The sequence below is a fragment of the Paenibacillus sp. Soil766 genome (assembly GCF_001428105.1).
In the GTDB taxonomy this organism is placed as follows: Bacteria; Bacillota; Bacilli; order Paenibacillales; family NBRC-103111; genus Paenibacillus_E.
The window spans coordinates 171,416-193,101 of the sequence record NZ_LMSJ01000005.1 but is presented as its reverse complement, the minus strand read 5'-3'; the positions used below and the strand labels follow the sequence as shown (position 1 = coordinate 193,101).

Below are 21,686 nucleotides of genomic sequence, written 5' to 3'. Positions count from 1 at the left end.
TAATCCCCCTTGATATCCGTTTCCCTGCCCGTATGAATGACAGACGATTACTTTTCTTTCTCCTTATCGGAGGGCTCCGGACGTAAGTTTACTTGTTGGCGCACATAATTATTCTTAGCGAATAGACGCGGTCTGGTTACCATCATCCACCAAGGCACCCTGATCACCGTATCTTTTAAGTTACTTGGTATAAAAGGTGCTATGGGTGCCATGTAAGGAACTCCAAAAGAGCGTAGAGACAACATATGGAGCAATAGAAAAAAAAGCCCCGACATAATCCCGAACAATCCTAAAACTGCGGCAAAAACCATTAGTATGAACCGAATCAATCGGGCGGCAATTGAGATATTAAAAGCCGGAACGACGAAGCTGGAGATCGCCGTAAAGGCTACCACGATCACCATGGCTGCCGAGACTAGCCCAGCTTCAACTGCTGCCTGTCCCAAAACAAGAGCTCCAACGATGGAAATTGCAGAACCGATGGCTCTAGGCATTCGAACCCCCGCTTCCCTTAACACTTCAAATGTTATCTCCATCAATAGAGCTTCAAAGAATGCAGGAAAAGGAATTCCTTCTCTTTGTGCAGCAAGGCTAACCAAGAGAGTTGTAGGTAACATTTCTTGATGAAACGTTGTTATTGCAATATATAAGGAGGGTAGAATCATAGAAATAGTAAACGCAAAGAAGCGCAAAATTCGCAAAAAAGTAGAAATATCGAACCTTTGATAATAGTCTTCACTGGCCACAAAAAACTTAAGAAAAGTGATCGGGAGCACCAGAACAAAGGGAGTTCCATCCACTAGAACCGCAACCTGCCCATCCAAGATAGAACCCGCAACCGTGTCGGGGCGTTCCGTGTTAATCATTGTTGGAAACGGGGTAAAGGTTTGATCTTGAATAAATTCTTCCAAATAGCCACTTTCCAGTATGCCGTCTATTTCGATGCGATCCAGCCGTTGAAGCACTTCATTCACGACTGCATCATTGGCGGTGCCTTTCAGATACATAACACTAACGTCTGTTTGCGTCACCAATCCAATTCGCCTGTCAATTTTCCATAGATTCGGACTTTTGATTCTGCGCCGAAGTAATGCTACATTCGTGCTAATATCCTCGGTGAATCCATCTTTGGGTCCGCGAATAACAGACTGAGATGAGGGTTCCTCTACGCCCCTTTGCATCCATTTCGCAGAACTTGCGGATATGCCCTGAACCCAGCCCTCCGCGAGAATAACGGTAGATCCGCTGTATAGAGCAGACATGAAATCGTCTATTTTACTTACTATATTTGTGGAACTAACGGTAAGAATCTTGTCTTTAATAACCATCAAAGAATCGGATAAGTTCCTCTGTTGAGCTTCATTTGCTTCTGCATCGGACATAATCGGATTCATGATGTGATCGTTTATGACCACCGTATCGGTTAAAACGCTTATATATATGATAGCCATAGGTAAACTATTAGCCCCTTGAAATGTACGGATGACAACATCTGAGCTGTTACCGGTTAACGCAGATATTTTCTTGATATTTCCCTGTAGGCTATTTGATAGTATATCGGCTTGTTCCGTGTTTACTTGAGTGGCTTGTTGCGATCTCGTATTATATTTCGGAGCAAAACGCTGTAGAAATTTGTTCATCAATACTCCTACTTAGAACTTATATGTATTAACATTCATTTTCGCCTTGGCTTTCATTAGTTATACGTGATCTCTCCATTACAAAAATACAAGGGTAGGCAATGTTCATCATCGCCTACCCTTGTATTTTTCTATTCAGTCATTTGCATAAAAATCAATTCAATCGATTTTTGAAACAATTCCAATTAATTATGGAATTTCACACTGTGATATTCCATAATTAATTAGAAAACGGAGCCCGCAAACCCGCGGCGCTCCGTTTTTGTTGTTCCAGAATTCGTTAGGTTATACAAAGTATTATTTGATCCTAACATTTCTTCAAAATTGTTATTAATTAGTTATTATTACAACTGTCTTGTTAGATGCATCCCAAGTAACCTCAGCGCCTAATCCTTCACTGACAAGTCTGATAGGGACAAATGTACTTCCGTTGATTATGAACTTCTTTATCTAATTCCTTTACTTCTCCTTTACTTCTGGTTTTCATTATGACTAATTTCCATTCTCGCTTTCCGTTAACGGTTCATCGCTAGTATGTCCTTGGTCGTGAGGCACTTTAATTATTGCTGTTGCGATTGTTTTATTCCCTGCTAGGTCTATAGCCGTGTACGTTATAGTATAAACCCTCCCAGAACCTCCCCCCTTTCTCTCTGCTCGAAGACTAAAGGACGTATCGAACATGCCGTAACGTGCATCTTGAATATCGTCACTCTGTAACTTCTCATTGCTTGTTATTGAGGTCAGAACAATGCTGCTGGTTTGGGAAATATCATCCGCTGCATAAACATTGGCTGTAACGGTAACCAGCTTTTTGTTCGCAGGCCATAACGTGGTTTTATCCAAAGTGACACTTAGTTCTGGAGCCACATTATCTAATTTCAGCGACAATGATTTTACGGCTTCTTCATTTCCTGCTTGGTCCATACTCTTGTACTCAAGCGTATGGATGCCAGAAACGGACAATGTAACCGGCTGAGAGTAAGTCGTCCACTCAGAACCATCGACACGATACACCGTTTGTGTGACGGAAATGTTATCTGATGCCATGAGGTTCACTGTCGGGTTCGACTTATACCAACCGTTCATTCCATCAATCGGACTTGCTTCTGCAGTGGTAACCGGTGCTTTGGAATCCAATTTAATGATCGTTGATTTTACGTTGCCGGGAATCCCTTGCTGATCAACACTTCGGTATTCAATCGTATGAGTTCCATCTGTTTTCACATCAATCGCTGTAGTGTATGTTTTCCACTGCCCTTGATTGATGCGGTATTGGATCATATTGTTCTCTTGCATTCCGTTCGTAGCTTCGATGGTAACTGTCACAGGATGTAAGTACCAACCCTCTTTGCCATCAGGCTGCTCTGGCGACACTTTTGACTCAAGCTCCACGATAGACGGTTCAACCGTAAATGTGGCAGTAGCAAGCGAGTCGGCATTCTGGCCGCCAACGGTTACTAGATACGCTCCCGTAACTTCTTGACTGATTATATATATAAACTGGTAAGTTCCGTCTGGACCGCTAATGCTTTGATTCAAATAATCGATTTGATTCAATGGGTTTCTTACTTGAACACTTATGATGCGCCCTTCCTCTGAGCCAAGTTGGCCTGAAATCGTTGCGGTTCGGGTGATGTTGTCAAACGATGCGCTTACCGTCAAAGATGAAGCCATCGCGAGTGGAGCAACCATTCCGAAGCACAATAGGAGTGACAGTATGATTATTGACCATCTTCTCAATCGTTTCCCCCCCTTTTTAAGGACTAATGATGGTGTTGGAAATTGGCGTGCTATCGGATATTTTATTAAGTGCATACACCTTTACTTTGTAACCGGTGACATCCTTTGGCATATTCAGAATCGCTTTGATTTGTTTATCCCCTTCTCCGGGAACCAGCTGTTTGACGAAAGCGTATTTTACTTTCCGGTCTAGTGGATCATAAAGCGCGATAACAAATACACCGTTTTGGGCTACTTGGGAATTGTTATGGATGTTCACAGTCACCATCGTATCCTGCGAACCTTCTAAACCGGAAAGCGCATTCCCGCTCAAATCATGAAAGGCCAATCCTGAGAAAGCAAACAGTCCGGTGCCCCAATCTTGAACATAGGTTATTGCGTACGTATTTGTCGCATCTATTCCATACTCATCAACGGCATAAATGACGATTTCGTTAGGACCTTCCTGTAAGAGTAACGGAATGTTGAACGGTTCGTTTGCCGGTTTAGCAGCTTGATCCAACACCGTAGTTCCATTCATTTTAACCGTAACACTGGCGTTTCTGCTTATGCTCGCCAATAAGTTAAAGTTAGAAGTGTTAACCGTCGCAGGTATTTCACTTGTTATGACTACCGCGGATTTATTGTAAGTTACTGTGATTGTTTTGGTATTTATGACATCACCCAGCGTGTCGCTACTTGCTGAGATTGTGATGATGTTAACACCATCGCTAAGCTGAATTTTGTGCTCAAAGTCCGTTCCGGCATCTGTATTTACAGCGTCTACGACGGTTGAGCCATTATTCGTTATCGTCAATTTGGCTCCATCGATCATCGTTCCCGCAACGGTGTAAGCAGGAATATTAACGGTTTCACTTACTGGGTTTTTCACAGTAAATCCGGCAGATCGCTGAAAACTCACATCTGTGAATGTTGCAGCTGTTAAATAATCAGAATTGCTTGTTGCTTTCCCTGCGTCAACTGCCATACCGACGAAGACTTCATCTGGTAATGTGACATCTGCATAGTCTACCAACGCCCAACTATTTTTGTCTGTAGACACAAAACCGGAAACAACATTTTCGTTTCTTACGATTTTCAACCAGAAAGGTGCTTTGAGCGTGCTTGATGACACACTATTTGTGCTATAGCTCCCACCCGTATTGGTACGATTCATAAAGAGAGCTTTCCTTCCGCTCGTATCAATGTTTTCATCCGATTCTGGTGATAAGACAACAGCTGCAGCGGGTGAATTAGCTGCTAAACTGCCGCGTATCATCAAACCAGCCTTAGCCACATCATCGATTTCGGAATCAAAGTTGACATAGGCGAGCATCTCAAAGTTTCCGTGAACAGGCTGGTACACATAATGGAAAGAATCTGAACCGTTTCTCACTTCACCGGAACCTTTCACCGTGTATGTGGTTCCATCCAAGCTAGCGCTGCCTGCAATTGCTACAGGGCCAATATCTTGTGATGTCCAAGGAGCAATGTTGTCAGGTCCATTCACATAAATAATACTTACAGCGGATAGCGTCATATAACCTGCGTTATCAATAGCTTTTGTGTAAATGTAATGCTCGCCTTTCGGGGCATTTTCCCAGTTGAAAGAAAATGGCGCTGTTAAGTCATCACCAAGCTCCTGATCACCCGCATAAAACTTAACCTTTGCAATTCCCTCATTATCCGCTGCATCGGCAGTTATCAAAATGGGAGATTCAACTTCAAACGATGCTTGGTGCACAGGGTTTGTTGTCGTAATTGTCGGGTTATCGGAAACCGAACCCACGAGGGAATTGATATAGTTTTCCAAATTGGTGTACCCGTTTCCAGCAATTCCTGTTCCGTCTGACGGATCATTCGGATTGAGTAGCTTGGCTGTTTCCCAAGCATCCACCATCCCGTCGTGATCGTTGTCCTGAGGCGCAGGTGTTGTATTTAATTCAGGTAATCCTCCATCACTCTGGATCGTATTGGTAATTCTACCAGTTCCATTTCTGACGTCATTCAGAATACGAGCATCCAACGAATCCCGTTTAGGCAATGAGGCGCCAGCGCCTTGCAGTACCTTTTCATAGGCGACTTGTGCAGTGTCAGTCGATACGGGACCGCCGATTGGATCCGCTGCGTCCGGTATGACCATTGGCTCATACTTGCGGAGCAAGGGTCCTTCTGGATTGATGGCTTTCCATGATCCATTGCTGTTCGTCACCCAGTTATTTGCCGAAACATCGGCTGCGTCTTCAATGAAGTTGCCGTCAATATACCAGGTACCGCTAAAGCTTGCACCGGATGGAGCGACGATCCGATTTCTAACGTTATCGAACGTACTTGGACCTGGTTTGTAGTAATTGTTAATCATGTTGATGCCCGTTGACTGTTCGCCGCCGTACGCAGAGTTAGCCCCCCAGTTATAAACAACATTATTCCGATAGTCTATTTTCGTCGGATAATTGTCCGGATCGGTTTGCCGGTCAAAACGCGGGTTTCTACTGTTATGATTGGCAATCAGATTATGATGATAGGATGCATTCGTTCCTCCCCATATTCCCCCGTAGCCGTGTGCTCCCTTACCGTGAATCGACTGATTCAGGCTGTCACTAATGATGCTCCACTGGACTGTAAAGTTTTTACGATTTTTCACAGAGAACGTCTCATCTGAGCTCCAGCTGAAGGAGCAGTGATCGACAATAATATTGTTGCCCGCAATATCAGCCGAATCACTTAACACGTTAATGCCATTTCGAAAACGAAGATAGCGAATAATTAAATCTGTTCCTACATCGTTATTTCCAAACTTGACCATATATCCGCTAATTGCAATACCGTCTCCCGGCGCCGTCTGTCCTGCAATCGTCAGATTCCCGGACGTAATATCCAATCCTCTCTTTAGGTTAATTGTACCTGATATTCGAAACACAACCGTCCGATTTCCCGTGCTCACGGCGTCGCGCAAAGATCCCGGTATTGCCGCTTCGCCCTTCGTCGTGTCATAATCCAGTAGGTTCGTTACTTCATAAACCTGTCCCCCACGGCCACCTTTGGCATACATGGCCGCTCCTTCAGCCCCAGGGAAAGCCGGTACTCTGGTTGCAGCTGTTGGATCGATTTCAACGCTTACATGTTTAACTGCACTTGCATTACCTGCTTTGTTAACATATCGATATTCGATCAAATTCTTACCGGGTTGACCGACTTCGAATTCTGCCGCATATTCAGTCCATTCTCCGCCGTTTATTCGATACTGAACTCGATTATCTTCCGGAAGACTACCATCTTCTTCCATATAAACAACCACCGGCTTGGTATAAGCACCGTTAAGCCCATCAGGAAGAGCAGGAGCAACCGCAGTTGTTATTAGAGGAAACATCTTGGGAATAATCACTGCTTTACTCGGATCCCATCCGTCGAACATACGTGGAATCGTCAATGCGCTGGCTTCCTCGGCTGTCATTTGAGTTCCCATGACCCGAGTTGCTGGACTTGCCCCTGGACCACTGCTGTTATATTCGCCGTAGAAGTAAGGCGGAACTTGCATAGGTGTCCAGCCTTCCGTATGGATATGACTATCCATCCAGGTGTTAATGTATCGCGTCGACGGTTTATCCTGCCACGGACGGCCTAGATAGTGAAGGCCATTTGTAGAGCTGTCTCTCAACAGCCTTGAGTTCATGAACACAAGGCCGGGGTCTGTTTCATTTTTTGTTGCAGCAGCCGTTACGTAACCGCCCGTTTCCCCTGCATTAATACTAACTGCATCGACATGATCGAACACGGCTGCACTGGCTGGACCATAGATAAAGTCTGTACGTCCCCTTATCTCACTATTGTGATAATACTGTCTGCCAAGTCTTGGACTAGCTGTCCGGATACCCGCGTACAATGTATCCTGATAACCGATAAGCTTAACGTTCTCAAACACAGCTTTGTCCGCATTGACAGATAAGGCCAAAGCCTGACCATCGCTCGGCTTGGAATCATTTTCAATCGTCAGATTAGCAGCAGTAAAATTATCGCCGCTTACAGCTACCGTTGCGCCATTGACAGCTTGGTTAGGCATATCTGCATTTGAAAGGTCGTAAACAATTTTCGTCTCATCCTGCCCAGCCCCTACAAGGCTTACATAAGGAGCAGTTATGATTGATCTTTCCCGATAGGTCCCCTTCTTCACATAAATGACCGTACGAGCATTATTGTTAACCGGTATAGTTGCAAGCGCATCCGTAATGTTAGTGAAATCACCGCTTCCATCCTGTGCTACCGTAACAACCCTAGCAGGCGCTACAATAATTTCTTCCGTATTTTGACTCTCACCGTTCGTATTAACAGCAGAAACGACATAATAATATTGCTTCCCGTTTGTAATGGAAGAATCCCTATAGGTCGTTGAAGTTTGGTTACTATTTACAACCGTATAGGGTCCGCCGCTCGTCTCACTTCTTTTTATCGAATAAGAGACCGTTCCCGGCACTGACGACCACGATAATTCTACACTTCCGTCGTTTGCTGTGGCTGAGAAATCCGCAGGCACCGCAGGTGCTCCCGGAATCGAAATATACGGAAGAGCTTTAGTCTGATTCGAGATCATACTCTCAAGCGTTGAACCGACTGCTGTCACGACATAATAGTAAACCGTCCCGTTCATAGCTGAAGTATCCGTATAGGTTATATTCGAAATATTGCTTGAGATTGTTTCATATGGTCCACCGTTTACCAAACTTCGTTTTACCTTGTACGAAATAGCTCCTGATACTGAATTCCAAGATAAATCAACTCGATTATCGCCTGAAACGGCCGTTACCCCAGTTGGATTCGTCAGTACCGAAGTTGATTGTGCCACTGGAATTGTCGCCAACGTTTCAGCATGTAGGATAAGCGGGAATACGTTTAATCCAAGCAAAAGGCACATCCCTATGCTTAGGGCTTTCTTCATGGTTTAACCTCCTTAGAGTTTTGCTTTTGCAAATCTTATTTCACCGCAATGCTCCAGATCTATTGAATGATCGATTCATCCGATAACGGCTTCATCCCATCCAAGCTGTCCCATATAAATGCTTTTAAACTGTAGCCGCTCACGTTTGTAGGAAGTAAAAAACCAGTGCTCAACGTTTTTGTTTCCCCTGGACCCAACTCTTCAATCAGTGTCGAAAAATCCACCATTTTCTTGTTCGAATCAAGCAATACGACAAACAGGGTAATTGGCTTCGAAATCTGTGTTGCATTTGTGATTTGCTTCTGCGCTATCATATCTGTTGATGAGACTAACGTTGTCATTTGAATTTCGTTTAAATTGTAAAATTCAGGCTTCCCTGCCCAGAACATGTATTCGATCTCGAAGCTTTTCTTACTCTCATTACCGGCAGCATCCTTTGCGGAAATCTCGATCTGGTTCAATCCTTCTGCCAACTGCACTGGATAGATAAATGGTGTGTTACTTGACGTGTAGACGGAATCTGCAACCGATGCTCCATTGTTCTTGATCGTTATTTGCGATTCCTCATCAACAATTCCTTGCACATTGAACAGAAAGTCTTTGACAGTCGTGGGTGGAACATCCATTTGTAGATCGGGAGCATCCGAATCCAGATGAACAACGCCAGAAATGTGATCTGAGTAAGAACTGCCAGCTCTTCTTGCGATTAATTCAATGTTATTAACACCAGGGGTCAGCGCAACATCCAAAGAAAATTCCGTTTGTGCGATCACGCTTTCATGAACAAGCGTTTGATTGTTATAGACTGCCAGAGTTACACCAGCTTCTTCTAAAGAACCGTGCAATGTGTAAGTGGATGTATTTGTCCAATTTACGAATGGATCCGCTTTCAAACCAGTCGGAACCCGCTCAGTCATTACGAAGTAACCGGCGTTTTTGCCTGCATTATAATCGGTCGCCTGATTGAGACCCATGGTAACCGTTTCACCGGAGGCAAATTTCTTTTCGTAAATTTTAAATGAGTACGTCAGTGCAGTGTCCGCTAATTGTATAGCATCACCAGTATCTACCCAGCCTGTTGAAGACGATAGCCATGCAGGCGGTGCTTCCCTTTGGTCCATGGCCACGAAAACCGAAGCTTTATCGCGGACTGGGAAAGTAGCAATCTGCATACCCGTGGTGCTTCCAGTATATTTCATGGTGTCTGCATGCGTTTTGATCCAGTCCATGTTGCTGTATGTTTCGGGAAGAGCGGTTATCTTGAGGACAGCCGTTCGATCTGCAAATGGTTCATCACCCACATGAAGTCCGGAGTTAATTGACCACCTGTTCGCGTTATAATTGTTGTATGCCGTAACAGTACCAATCACGTTCGTATCAGGTGTTTCGATCGGTGTAACCGCATAGGGGGTGGCCGTAAATTCGGAAATCTCACCCTCATAATCAATTTTTGCTGTTTCATCTCTGGTAATCACCGCTACACCTACGATGTATGTCTTACCATTGGTTAAAGCCACAGCCGTATTGGTCACAGGATCCCAAATTTTACTCGCTGAAGGAGACGCATAAGGCGGAATTGACGTTGGAATAGACGTGTAAGTGGCTGTCGTATACCACGGATCTTCCGCTTTCTCCTTTATCTTAATACTATACTTAGAAGCCCAAGCATTCGGTTCGATCCACATCGCAATGGATTTATCCCGACCAACCCAATAAGCGATTTTCGGCTTTGCCGGTAAATAATTAGGGACCGTATGCGTTACTTTGATGCTTCGTACATAAAGTTCGCCATTTCCTGCCGGGGTGCCGATGGATATTTTTTTCACATCAATGGCATCGTTTGTATTTTTTCTAGCTGAAATAAGCGTCCCGTCAAACCACATGTTAAATCGCTTCGTCAATGTATTAAGTTCAACTTTAATAGTGTGCCAGGTATTTAATTGATAGGCTGTTTTCAGATCGACTGGCGCTGTATCAGGCCAGTAAACCACACCTTTCGAAGCATCCAATCCCGCAATGACTAGCGATTTGGTGCCTGCCCCATTCGTGAGGTAAATAAGTTGATCTTTGGCTTTGGAAGTGCCTGGCTGCAGAAAAGTTATCTCTGCTGAAACGGTACCGTTTTTGGATTCGCTGAACGTTTTATTGATCAGGAACTGGCTAGTACCTGCACCGTTTACCCTCAGATGCATCGCTTTTTGACTGGTTACGGGCTCAACCTCAACGACTGCGCTGCTCGTGGCGCCAGAAGGAAGTGTGGAATAATCGAACCCAAGCTGCGACGCCGATTGTCCTTCTGCCGCGTTGGAAAAATCTTTGTCCAATAAAGTGGTAGGAGCAACTACTGAGTCTGCTGCAACTGTAGGAACGGAGTACCCCGGCATTCCGCCTCCTGCAAGCACGATCAATAATAAAGTGAAGCAAAGGATTCGTTGTATCTGATTACGCAAATTTGTACACCTCCGAATGTGAAAAAATAGGTTTAAGTAAACCTTCAAAGTCAGTTGGACGTTATTTCAATGAATTCCAATGATCCCCCCTTTCTCGACAAAGTATTTGGTAGCGCTTGCATTTCTATGTAGATGATTGATTCCTGTGGCAATTTTCTCAATGTTTTGTCTAAAATGTATACTAAAATAAATCCACCTTCATAGGGCATTAATTCCATGATTATAGGTTGTTTACTCTTTTACAAATAAGCCGGTACACGTTAACTTACGTAATACCGGCTTATTGGCCTTTACCCATGAATCTTCAAATTCCCCAGTCAATATGGCTTATTCATCAGCTAAGATGATCTCGACTGGCCCATATAATCCCCCCGTAGGGAACCATTCCTGCCAACCTGTTTCCTCCTCGCTCCGCTCTCGGTTCCAGTAGGTTATGTCAGGATTTCCTCCTACCAGACTTGTTGGCTTACCGATTTCATAGTGCGTACCGAGTGTGTTAGTCACTCTAATCCTCAGCTGATGTTTGCCTGCAGGCTGGATTGGAAGTTTGAACCGATATGGCCTCCAAAGCCGTACGCCTAATGGCACGCCGTCCACCCAAACTTCTGCAGTCCCTCTGACATGTCCTAAATCAAGTTCGGCATCGACGAGAGCGGAAGTCTCAATTTCCGTTTCGTACTCCACTGCTCCGCTATGATGAGGCAGACAAAGCGAAGTTCGCCAATCACCTAAAGTCCCTTGCACAGGCTCGGTCTCGAAGCGGATTGGCGCCAGAAGAACGGCAGCTTCCGTAAATGGTCCGTCGGGGTTTATTCTAACTGCTGCCAAGGCACCGGCTTGCTGTGCAGTGAACTCTATATTGTTTCCAGTTGCTTCGACTTCTGAGCCGTTAATCCAGACACGCTTCTCCCCTGCGCATTCGATCCGCATGCTATTCGCTCCTACGGGCAGCGGAAAACGCAGCCAAATGGGCCTTCCAATGCTTGCGGGATCCGAAGAGAAAGAAAGCGGTATCTGCTCAGGAACAGATTCAGGCATAAGCCAGCCTACAATCGGAAGCGGATGAGGTCTCGGGGAAATCCATAGTGACTCCGTTTCAGCAAATTGGAGAACAGAGAAATGATGGATACCCGGAACACCTCCTTGTTCGTCGACCCAATGATCCCCGGTAAAGAAAGAGACAGATTCACCATGCTGCAGTTCGATGACGCCGTCTACAAACACTTCCCCTTTCCCTTCGGGTAAAGCAACTCTGATTTCATTCCTGCCTAATTGCCACAGAGCAGTTACATCGACTTCTTCCTGACCTTGTCTGATATAAGGATTAAAGTCCCCGTGCTCTGTCACGTTGACTCCGTTCACATAAAGCACGGCTCTCCCTCTAGCGGCAAACACGATTCGAACCCGCTTGAAGGGTTGATCACGCCTGCTCTCGAAGTGGTTCATCAAGCTGGATTGTAAGTTAGGGTTCTGGGTGAATAGCCATTTTGGAAGCGGCTGACGCGCGATCGTGTTAACTTCAATGCTTGCCCTTATGACACCGTTACCAATAGCTTGAGCCCGTAGAAGCAGCTCGTTGCTTCCTTCCTGCAATTCAATCCATGCTGTCTGCTCCTCGGGTCCCCCGCTCCAAATAATCTCCCTTCCATTCATACGTCCCGTGATGTTGGAGTTACTTTCCGATCGAATCCAAAAACGTCCATCCGATGGCGCGATCACACATGTTTTTGCCCAAACATACTCTCTTTTTTTCAATACACCTAGATTCAGAAATCGTCGAGGAACTCGCCCCATCCTACCTGCCCAAGAACGCATGGATAGATCGCCAAACACATTGCTGTATACTTTCTGAACTGAACGTGATTCGTCGTACTCTTCCCCATAACATATCTGCCAATAAGCGGATTCGCTCCATAACCTCGTCAGCCAATTGGTTTCGTCCAAATCAGGTTTATGCCAGTCCGCATGTTCTCCTTCCGTCTCTTCCTTCTCTATGCGCACATTCATCATGCGGCGTTCGATTGACAGAAGTCCGTTATTTTCGCCATGCAAATCAAAGTCTCCATATTGATTGTCCAAAGTTGGCTCCACTTGAATACGCCAATCGTTGGATGCTAGCTCCAACCTGCTCCCACGCGTATTTAAAGGACCGATTCGTGCTGGAAAAGGACGAACTGGGGAGTTTTCAGGCGTACTTATCGTAGAAGCAACAGCTGCTGTCATCTTTGCGCATACGATCAATGCAGCAGGCCATGAAATGAATGGTGCGTGTACTTCAATCCATTCGCCTTCCCGTTTATACGGAATCGACTCCATAGTTCCGTTGACCGGATCCCAAAGCTGAGGCTCGTGATCCGTCTTTAATCGGTAAACGGCAGAGCCTGGTACAACGGTATCCGGACAAGCAGGTTGATGCATGCTTAACAAAGCGCCGTTCTCCGGAAGCAGTAAGAAGATATCTGCATCGTTGATTCTACGATGCAAGGATTCACCCGGACCCACCACCCTTCTCGGAATACGGCTTTCCACGAGTGCAACAGCATCTTCTGCTGAATCCACATAGATAGCGCCAGTCAGATCCTGCTCATCTTCCGGCACAGCTACAGCAATTACGAAACCGCCTTTGTCCAACCAAGCTTCGGTCCGTATGCGTGCTTCCTCGTCCATAACGGTTGTTCCGCACAGAAGCAAAACTGAAAAACGCTCATCCGCGATTTTAAGTTTGCCATTTTCTGATGATGATTTCTGCAAGACGCTATCATCGGCAATATCGAAATCCATTTGTGCTTTTCTTAGCGCACCTGGCTGTTTATGATCTCTGCGGCTCCAGCTGCCTGTTAATTTCTTATAGACGTTTTGGATATGGGCTACATAAGGATTGGGATCACGGTTCGATACACCCATTGGATGCTCATTTGGTTTCCCATCCGTCAAAGACATGTGTCCGCATATGGCATAAGACGGATAATGCACAGCTACATCGCAGACATGCGTACCCTCGCTCAATAAATAACAAACACGGCTGATTGTATCGGCAAAAACCGGATAATGCTCGAAATAAGGCTGACGCCATCCGGTGTCGGGCGGAGCCCACTCCCACCAACCGCCTCGGGTGCTATAATATACGGCATGAGGACTATAGACTGTTGCTCCCGCTTGAAACCAGGGGATCAACCAATGCATAGTTTCTTCCAATGTTCCTCCCCAACCACTGGAATGGAAGGCTTCTAAGAATACGCGTGAACCGCCATGCAAATGCGTCATTGACGAATGCGGCTTAATCTCGCCATCCATGTCGCTTCCCGAAGCGTTATACCATCGATGTGTCCTGAAATAATCCAAATAAAGCCGCTGTGCCCCATGCGGATCGGCTCTTCTCGCTGGGCCTGCCTGATCGCAGCAAATAAGCATTCCGCGCTGTCGGTGCCATTCGCCGAGTGGAATAAAGAAGGATTGTTCGGCAAGTTCAGCAGCAAGACGGTATACACGGCGACGCACTTGTTCATATCCAGGTAGTTGATCGAACAATGCGGGTAACAGAGGCGTTAGATCTTCTTTATATCTTTCCTTGTAACGAGACATCAACTCAGGTGTCCACAGTGGAAGCGGGGGAAGTTCATCTTGGAAGCTTCCCGCTATCGTCCTGCCGAGATCATTCGGGAACCGTCGCTCCATTTCACCGTGAATCCGGTTAAGTAATTGTTCCGTTGCATGAGGGTCGAGCCAATTGAAGCCTTGACGTACTGTAGCATAAACATACTCATTGTTCTCAAACAGGACTTCCGATAATTTGGGCATCTCCTCGCCACGAGTGAAACGGCATAATTGATATCCAGCCATATCCGGCTGCTCCGTAACAATACGAGACGGCATGTTGGATCCGGAGAATCCAATTTGATCGTAAAACCACAGGAACATGCCCAATCGCTCCGCTTCACGCAAGGCTACTTCGAACATGGACCACCAATCTTCGCTAGCATACACCGGAAGATCGCTCACCGAACCGTACTGCGGTCCGGTAGGTGCCAAATTAATAATGCCGATGTTGCGCAGCCCTCCGTCTCGAAACTTTTTCATCTGCCAGCGAATCCGTTCCGGCGTTACTTCTTCCGCACTCCACCACCAGAAGGGGACCGGTCCGAATCGCGGATCTGCCTGAGTAAAACTTTGTTGCAATTGGGATACGTTCATCATTCGTGATTCTTCCTCCTCGTAACTTCGAGAAAAAACTCCAGTCCTCAAACTGGAGTTTCAACAATCTTCATTTATTTGCTAGCTTTCTCTGTTTGAATACCTTTGGTTGTTTGTTCTTCAATCATCCGCAGCGCGGTCATTGAATCTTTGGATTCTCCAAAAATCAAAGGAGAGAATACATTATGGAGCGGCACATCAACATAGGTTAAGCCGCTCGCACGTGCTGCTGGAGGCATCGCATTTTGACCGTAAAAGATCGACTGAACATGTTTACCCTGCATTTGTGGCAGGTTTTTCCCAAACGCTTCTTGAACCGCTGGGGTTTGCAACGAGCCGATAATGCCTTCTTTGGCTAAATTGACCTGCATCTCTTCGGAAAGCATGTATTGGATAACTTGGAACGCCTGGTCCTTCTTCGTGGATTGCTTCGTAATAAATGCCGCATACATATTAGGCTGTGCTTTCGTATTAGGAGCATCGGAGAAAGACGGCATGGCGGCGATATCAAAATTCAGGTTTTTATTTTGCTCATACCACTGCACAATTTTCTCGGAAACGTGCACACTCATTGCCATATTCCCTTTAGGGAAATCGTCAACGGAAGTAAATTGATTGGCCGGAATTTCGTAGAAGCGTCTTAGGTTGTCAACTTCCTTCTTCCATCCATCTGTTGCCAGTACGGCCTTTTCCTCGGTCAAACTGAACGGTGATAACCCGAGTTGATTATACGTCATATACAAACCTGGATGCTGCTGATAGCCCTTATACGTATTTTCGCCTTCTACACGCGTCAGTTTTTTAGCCAATTCATAAACTTCATCATAGGTCATGCCATCTTTGGGATAATCAACTCCGAATTTATCAAAAATATCCTTGTTGTAGAAAAGCACGAAATCGCTTAATTGATATGGCAACCCGTATATTTTTCCTTCCGGCGTCTTATTTTTCATTTTCGCCATAGCCGCTGGGTTTAATTTGGTCGTATCAAAATTATATTTTTTGATCAAGTCGGTCATATCGTATTGGAGATCATTCTGAATTATGCTCTTTTCAAAGTTGCCGCTCGAATTCTCGATGATAATGTCGGGAATCGTACCAGCCGCGATCAGGTCCTTATACTGTCTGCCTGGATTATCCCAATGAACATGTTTAAAGGAGAGATCCGGAAACTTTTTCTTCAGGTACTGCCCGATTTGCTTCTCGTAATTTTCTTCTTTTGCGTAGAAAGCAGGGTACACCGTATAGATGAAAATTTCGTTATCTGGTGCTTTCTTTGCGGTGTCTACACTCGGAGATTGTTGTGCTGTAGGCTCCGATTCACAGCCTGCAATTACAGTGATTGCTGTCACGATCAACAAGGATGCTTTAAGATATTTTTTCATACTTCTTTGAACCTCCTTAGAGTTGTGCTTTCGTATAACTTTCAATAATCTTACTTTAATAGAAATTTGCAGCGCTTTCATTGGGTGGTATTTCATATATATAGGCTCATCATACTTTCAACTTCTGCGCTAAATTCAATTCTTCAGGTCTCATTGCCTTCAGCTGCTTATCGTATAACTCACGATATAAGCCATTTTGAGCAAGCAGCTCTTGGTGTTTGCCTTGCTCCACAATCCGCCCCCGGTCTACGACAAGTATTTGATCTGCCCGAACAACCGTAGCCAGACGATGCGCTATGACAAACGTCGTTCTGTTTGTCATCAATCTTTCCAAGGCTTCCGTAACCAAGAATTCTGACTCCGCATCCAACGCAGAAGTCGCCTCATCCAAGATTAGGATTCGAGGGTTTTTAAGAAGTGCTCGTGCTATTGCGATCCGTTGTTTTTGCCCACCTGAGAGTCGGACCCCGCGTTCCCCGATGACAGTATCATACTGCTGTTCCCACTCTTCAATGAATTCATGGGCATTAGCTGACTTTGCTGCCATGTATACTTCGTCACGGGTAGCATTGGGGTTGCTATAGGCGATATTCTCGTAAACTGTTCCAGAGAACAATATATTGTCCTGAAGCACGAGAGCGATATGGTTGCGTACATCTTCTAAGTCGTAATCTCGTAAATCCATCCCATCCAGCAAAACCTTGCCTTCGTCCGGATCATAGAAACGGGGAATTAAATGAATAATGGTGGACTTTCCGCCACCGCTTGGGCCGACAAGCGCCACGACATCCCCGCTTTTCGCATGGAAACTAACCCGCCTTAGTGCCTTTCTTTTCTCCAAGACAAGTGGAGGCGGATTCGTTTTTGTTCTAGGCGGAATCCAATAGAAACGCTTGTCAGGCTTTATGCTCGGCATTCTATCCTGATCCCTCTGGTGAGCTTCGCCTTGCCGCTCGGGTCTTTCGATGACATACTCGAAACTGACTTGATCAAATTCAATCTCGCCTTGACAATCTTTCAATGGAAGAGGGTTCTCCTTATTTCGAATGTCCGGTTGAATGTCAAATACCTCAAAAATCCTTTCAACGTTCGTCAGCGAATTTTGAATCGTGACATTGATATCAGAAAATCGTTGAATGGGACCATACAGCTGGGACAAATAGGCTTGGAACGCGATCAATTCCCCAACGGACATCCTTCCTCCGATCACCATGCTCCCCCCTACAAACCAGATAATCAGGCCTCCTGCGTCTTGGAAGGTTTGGCTGATACGGCCTAGTGCATTAGACAAGAGGTGAGCAGACATCGTATAGGCGTAGTGATCAGTGGCTTGATTCTTAAATCGATTAAGCTCGACCCTTTCTCGATTAAACGCTTGAACGACCTTCATAGCTGAGATCCGCTCCACCAATACACCGGAGATTCGCTCCATCTGTCGATGGACAGACCGCCAAGCATAACGAATCCGTACATTAAGATTCGTAAACGTTAAGTAATAAAAGGGTAGAAGCCATAAGGATAGCAAGGCAAGTTTCCAATCCATACTAAAAAGCATAAATCCGGCGAAGAGGACAAGAAAGAGGTCAATCAACAAGTTGATAACCCCTCCGCCGACCAAGTTTTGAGCGCCGTTCACATCATTAAGGATACGGGACAGAATGCTCCCTACTTGGCGACTGTCGTAATAACGCTGGGAAAGCTTCTGCATATGTTGATATAACTGAAACCGGATATCTATAATCATGGAATTACCCATTTTTGCCGTTACATATTGGCGAAAGAAGTTGGTCGCTATACTAAACAGATAGACGCAAGCCAAAATCATGATAACCTTATGCAGGGACCATACGCTCTCTTTTTGCGGAAGCACTTCATCAACCATAATCTTCGTCATCCAGGGTACAGTCAAAGGAGCTGCGAATTGTAGAATGCCCAGAACAATAATCGTCAGAATATACAACCGGTAAGGTTTCAAAAATGTGATATAGCGCCGTACAAGTTGAGGACTTCTATGATTAGGCAACCTCATCCCCCCCTCAATTCACAACATCACTTCCAACAAGTGTAGAATCACAAAGTTTGCCAGCATCGGCAAGCCATCTATCCATATCAGGAAGATCAAAATATCGGAGCATATGGGGTAAAATAAAGCTTAAAGAATCCATTTCATCGTAAAAAGGTTCCTTAATCCAATCAGAGATACTGGTCATTCGATTTTCCATGCTAACCTGGCGGACTCGTTCATCAAGTAAAGCAGCCAAGCCAGCGTAAATCGCATATCGTCCGTTTCCATATAATCGAATGTCCGAGGGATCGATATTGGTCGATTCACAAGCAAGCTCCACGGCTCGCAACACATCATAAGTTCGCAGTGCGGCCATGCTATCGCCCAACCACATTAATTCGTCGGTATATCTGTCCATCATCCCGAATCGTTTGAACGGTTTATCCGTTGGTGAATTCAAATGTGGAAGAAGCGGCCCAATCCCAGTTGGATTGAGTACCATCGCCAGCCGGCCGGAAGCGGTCGTTTCTTCAATCCACTTGGCATGCTGTTGGAGCTGGTTTGATCCGCCGTCCCAAATGGCGATGGTAACAGGAAGTTTAGCACCCGCAAGCTTTGAGTCGAAAAATTGCAAACCATGGTTTAATAATCCTGTCTGGCTCCACCAGATTTTACGGATTATCCACATATTCGCTATTTCTCCTCCGCCGGAAGGACGCGGGTTAAGGTCGCATAGCTCTCTTCCCGAAAATACACGTTTTCGAAGCCATTCGATTGCTTGCTTTTTACGCTCGTCTTCCTCCATTGCTTGGCGTGATCCTTCAAATATCGCTAGCCGGCCCCTATTTTCAACGTGTGTACTTTGAGCATGCGTAATCTCGCCGATGACCTGCCCGCTTTGTGTGCACCATAGCTGCTGAGCAGGGATCAATTTGATTTCTTCCGTAACATTTTCAACTGTGCGTCCAAGCAAATGCTTGGAGAAAAACTGTGCCGCCGCACGTGCTAAGGGAATCGTAAAGCGATGAACATTTTCATCTTCGAAAATGTCAAGATCTTCACTTTTGCCGTACATCTCCCAAAATCTTCGGTTTATAGCTACAGTATGCCTTGGTCCTTCTATAGGAACGGAGTCATACGTCGTTGCAAGAATTCGCACAGGCTTTGGTGCCATCGCCAAAACAATGTCTTCATGGTCAAATCCGAGTGCTGAGAAACCAGGCCATTTCTGTTCAGCATCCTGGGCTTTGCCGGTCAGCAGAAAGTAATGTCGGTTCATAATAAATCCGCCTGGCGCCGCTGCGGCAATACGATGATCGTACATCATAACCAGCGAAGTCTGTGTTCCGCCGCCTGAATGACCTGTCACACCTATACGTTTCGGATCAACCTCTGGCCGGGTGCATAAATAATCAATCGCCCTTACGGCGTCATGGAGCATGTAACGGGCTAAGCTATCCCCTAACGGCATACACTGCCGCCCGACATTTTCATGCTCAGTAACGCTGGTCATCGGAGCCAGTTTCGTTTCAGGATCATAAAATCCGAACCTTTCTCCTTGACCGACGGGATCTAACGACATGACGATTAAACCCGAATGAACCAAATAATGGCAAACCGTTTGATATTCATCACAATGTTTCGCTTGTTCGCGATGACCACATAGAAGAAGCACTGTTCCACGGGGGTCTGTTACCCCATCGGGTATATATAAATTGGCAGTCGCATAGACATGTGGCCTTGGTTCGAAAATGATCTTTTCAACACGGAAGCCGTTCCCTATTACCGTTCCAGTAACTATCGGATTTAACGGAGTATCCGAGGGAGGCATACCGCCGATGCAGCGTTCAAGACCAATACGGATCTCTTGCTGCCTCAGCTTAAGTTCTGTCTTATTCCTGATGGCCGAGCGCGCCTCTACACCCTTCTCTGCTGCCCTCATTGCGGATTCGTAAACCCAGCGAGGAAGCTGGCTTTTGACATCAAAATGGGCGATTCCCACATTCTCTAATTTCTCATACACAGCATTAAGCTCCCCCTTATTTCTTACTACTTAATTCGATGAAACTAACAGGTCGGCAATACGTACAGGCATGCCTGATTGAACGGACTTCCAAATTGCTTCGCCTGTCAACACAGAAGCAGCTCCTGCTTCAGCTCCTGCCATAATCTCATAGGGACGGAGCGGATCTGCTCCTAAGAACAAGTCTTCCAAGATGAGAGGATCCCCGCCCCCATGTCCGCCTGGCCGAGGTACCACATGAATCGTTTCTTTCCCGCCAAACAGTGGAAAATAATCAATGGTTTGTTCAAATATCTGATTCGTTGACCGCTTGGAGAGGACTTCTTGCGTTTCGATTCTCCCCTTTGTCCCGTTAATAGCCAGTCGATATCCTTCATAAGGCAGCGAAAAGTTAACGGAATAACTCATCATCGCACCTTTGTTATACTTAACAACTGCAGCGTATGTATCCTCAATATCGATGTCTGAATCGAATATACAGCTGTCAGCACGGTAAGCAATGTTACTGCCAGGCTCAATCACCATATTCGTCAAATGATCGTCTTCTGGTACAACCTCTTTGCTCCGAGTAGACCATCTCATGAAATACGCGCAATTCTGCTTGACATGGCATGTTCCGCAGTGCCTGCCATCTTCCTTGCGTGGATTGAGCTCGCCCTCTGGACCGAAATAATTCAATGCTCCGTATGCAAAAGCCTCCACGGGCTTTTGATCAATCCACCAATTGACAAGATCAATATGGTGGGTGCTCTTATGTACAGACAATCCACCGGAATTGTCTCTTCTACGATTCCATCTTTTAAAATAACTGGCACCATGATAGGTATCGAGATACCAATTTAAATCGACCGATGTCACCCTTCCAACTCTGCCTTCAAGGATCAACTCTTTAATTCTCGTGTGAACCGGAGAATAACGGTAATTAAAAGTCACATATAGCTTTCCCCTGCTATTGTTCTGCGCATCCAGAACGCGTTTGCAATCTGAACCACTTGTGACCATCGGTTTTTCCGAAATGACATCAAGATGGTGTTCCAATCCTTTTACAATGTAATCCGCGTGGGTATGGTCCGCGCCTGCGACAATAACGACATCAGGGCTCGTTTCCAGGACCATTTGTTCGAATTGATCGGGCATGTAAACCGGCAATCCGTTCAACGTCGGGAATTTCTTGAAACAATTCGTAAAACGTCCGGGGTCTGCGTCAAGCAATCCAACAATTTCACAATGCGACTGAAAGGTTTCCAGCATGTGCTTGATGAACATACCGTTCGCTCTTGTACTTACGCCGCAGATGACATATCTTTTTCTTGCCAATGTATTCGCCCTCCAATCTTAGG

Annotated in this window: 10 protein-coding genes; all 10 read right to left on the bottom strand. The window is 45.6% G+C overall.

The features are described 5' to 3' along the window. Window positions 1-47 precede the first annotated feature (47 nt). Entirely contained in the window at window positions 48-1,640 is a 1,593-nt protein-coding gene (locus ASG89_RS05365) for a spore germination protein (protein WP_057309416.1), read from the bottom strand. Between the two features lie 330 nt (window positions 1,641-1,970). After that, complete coding sequence (locus ASG89_RS35410) at window positions 1,971-2,075, bottom strand: stalk domain-containing protein (protein WP_268795590.1); 105 nt, start codon at window positions 2,073-2,075, stop codon at window positions 1,971-1,973. 57 nt (window positions 2,076-2,132) lie between these two features. Next, complete coding sequence (locus tag ASG89_RS05360; RefSeq protein ID WP_057309414.1) at window positions 2,133-3,380, bottom strand: OmpL47-type beta-barrel domain-containing protein; 1,248 nt, start codon at window positions 3,378-3,380, stop codon at window positions 2,133-2,135. Window positions 3,381-3,396: 16 nt separating this feature from the next. Further along, the gene (locus tag ASG89_RS05355) at window positions 3,397-8,292 is read right to left on the bottom strand and encodes a pectinesterase family protein (RefSeq protein ID WP_057309412.1); all 4,896 of its coding nucleotides are present in this window, start codon (window positions 8,290-8,292) and stop codon (window positions 3,397-3,399) included. A gap of 59 nt (window positions 8,293-8,351) precedes the next feature. Then, window positions 8,352-10,742, bottom strand: coding sequence for a hypothetical protein (locus ASG89_RS05350; protein WP_157276533.1), 2,391 nt, complete (start codon window positions 10,740-10,742; stop codon window positions 8,352-8,354). A gap of 327 nt (window positions 10,743-11,069) precedes the next feature. Then, window positions 11,070-14,936: a hypothetical protein gene (locus ASG89_RS05345; RefSeq protein ID WP_235549616.1), complete on the bottom strand. Its 3,867-nt coding sequence runs from the start codon at window positions 14,934-14,936 to the stop codon at window positions 11,070-11,072. A gap of 71 nt (window positions 14,937-15,007) precedes the next feature. Then, entirely contained in the window at window positions 15,008-16,318 is a 1,311-nt protein-coding gene (locus tag ASG89_RS05340) for an ABC transporter substrate-binding protein (RefSeq protein WP_057309408.1), read from the bottom strand. A gap of 109 nt (window positions 16,319-16,427) precedes the next feature. After that, window positions 16,428-18,341, bottom strand: a complete 1,914-nt coding sequence (locus ASG89_RS05335) for an ABC transporter ATP-binding protein (RefSeq protein ID WP_235549615.1) — start codon at window positions 18,339-18,341, stop codon at window positions 16,428-16,430. A 13-nt stretch (window positions 18,342-18,354) separates the two neighbouring features. Then, on the bottom strand, window positions 18,355-20,346 hold the full coding sequence (locus ASG89_RS05330; RefSeq protein ID WP_057309404.1) for an alpha/beta hydrolase family protein: 1,992 nt from the start codon (window positions 20,344-20,346) through the stop codon (window positions 18,355-18,357). 30 nt (window positions 20,347-20,376) lie between these two features. Further along, window positions 20,377-21,663: a Gfo/Idh/MocA family oxidoreductase gene (locus ASG89_RS05325; protein WP_057309402.1), complete on the bottom strand. Its 1,287-nt coding sequence runs from the start codon at window positions 21,661-21,663 to the stop codon at window positions 20,377-20,379. Window positions 21,664-21,686: the final 23 nt, after the last annotated feature.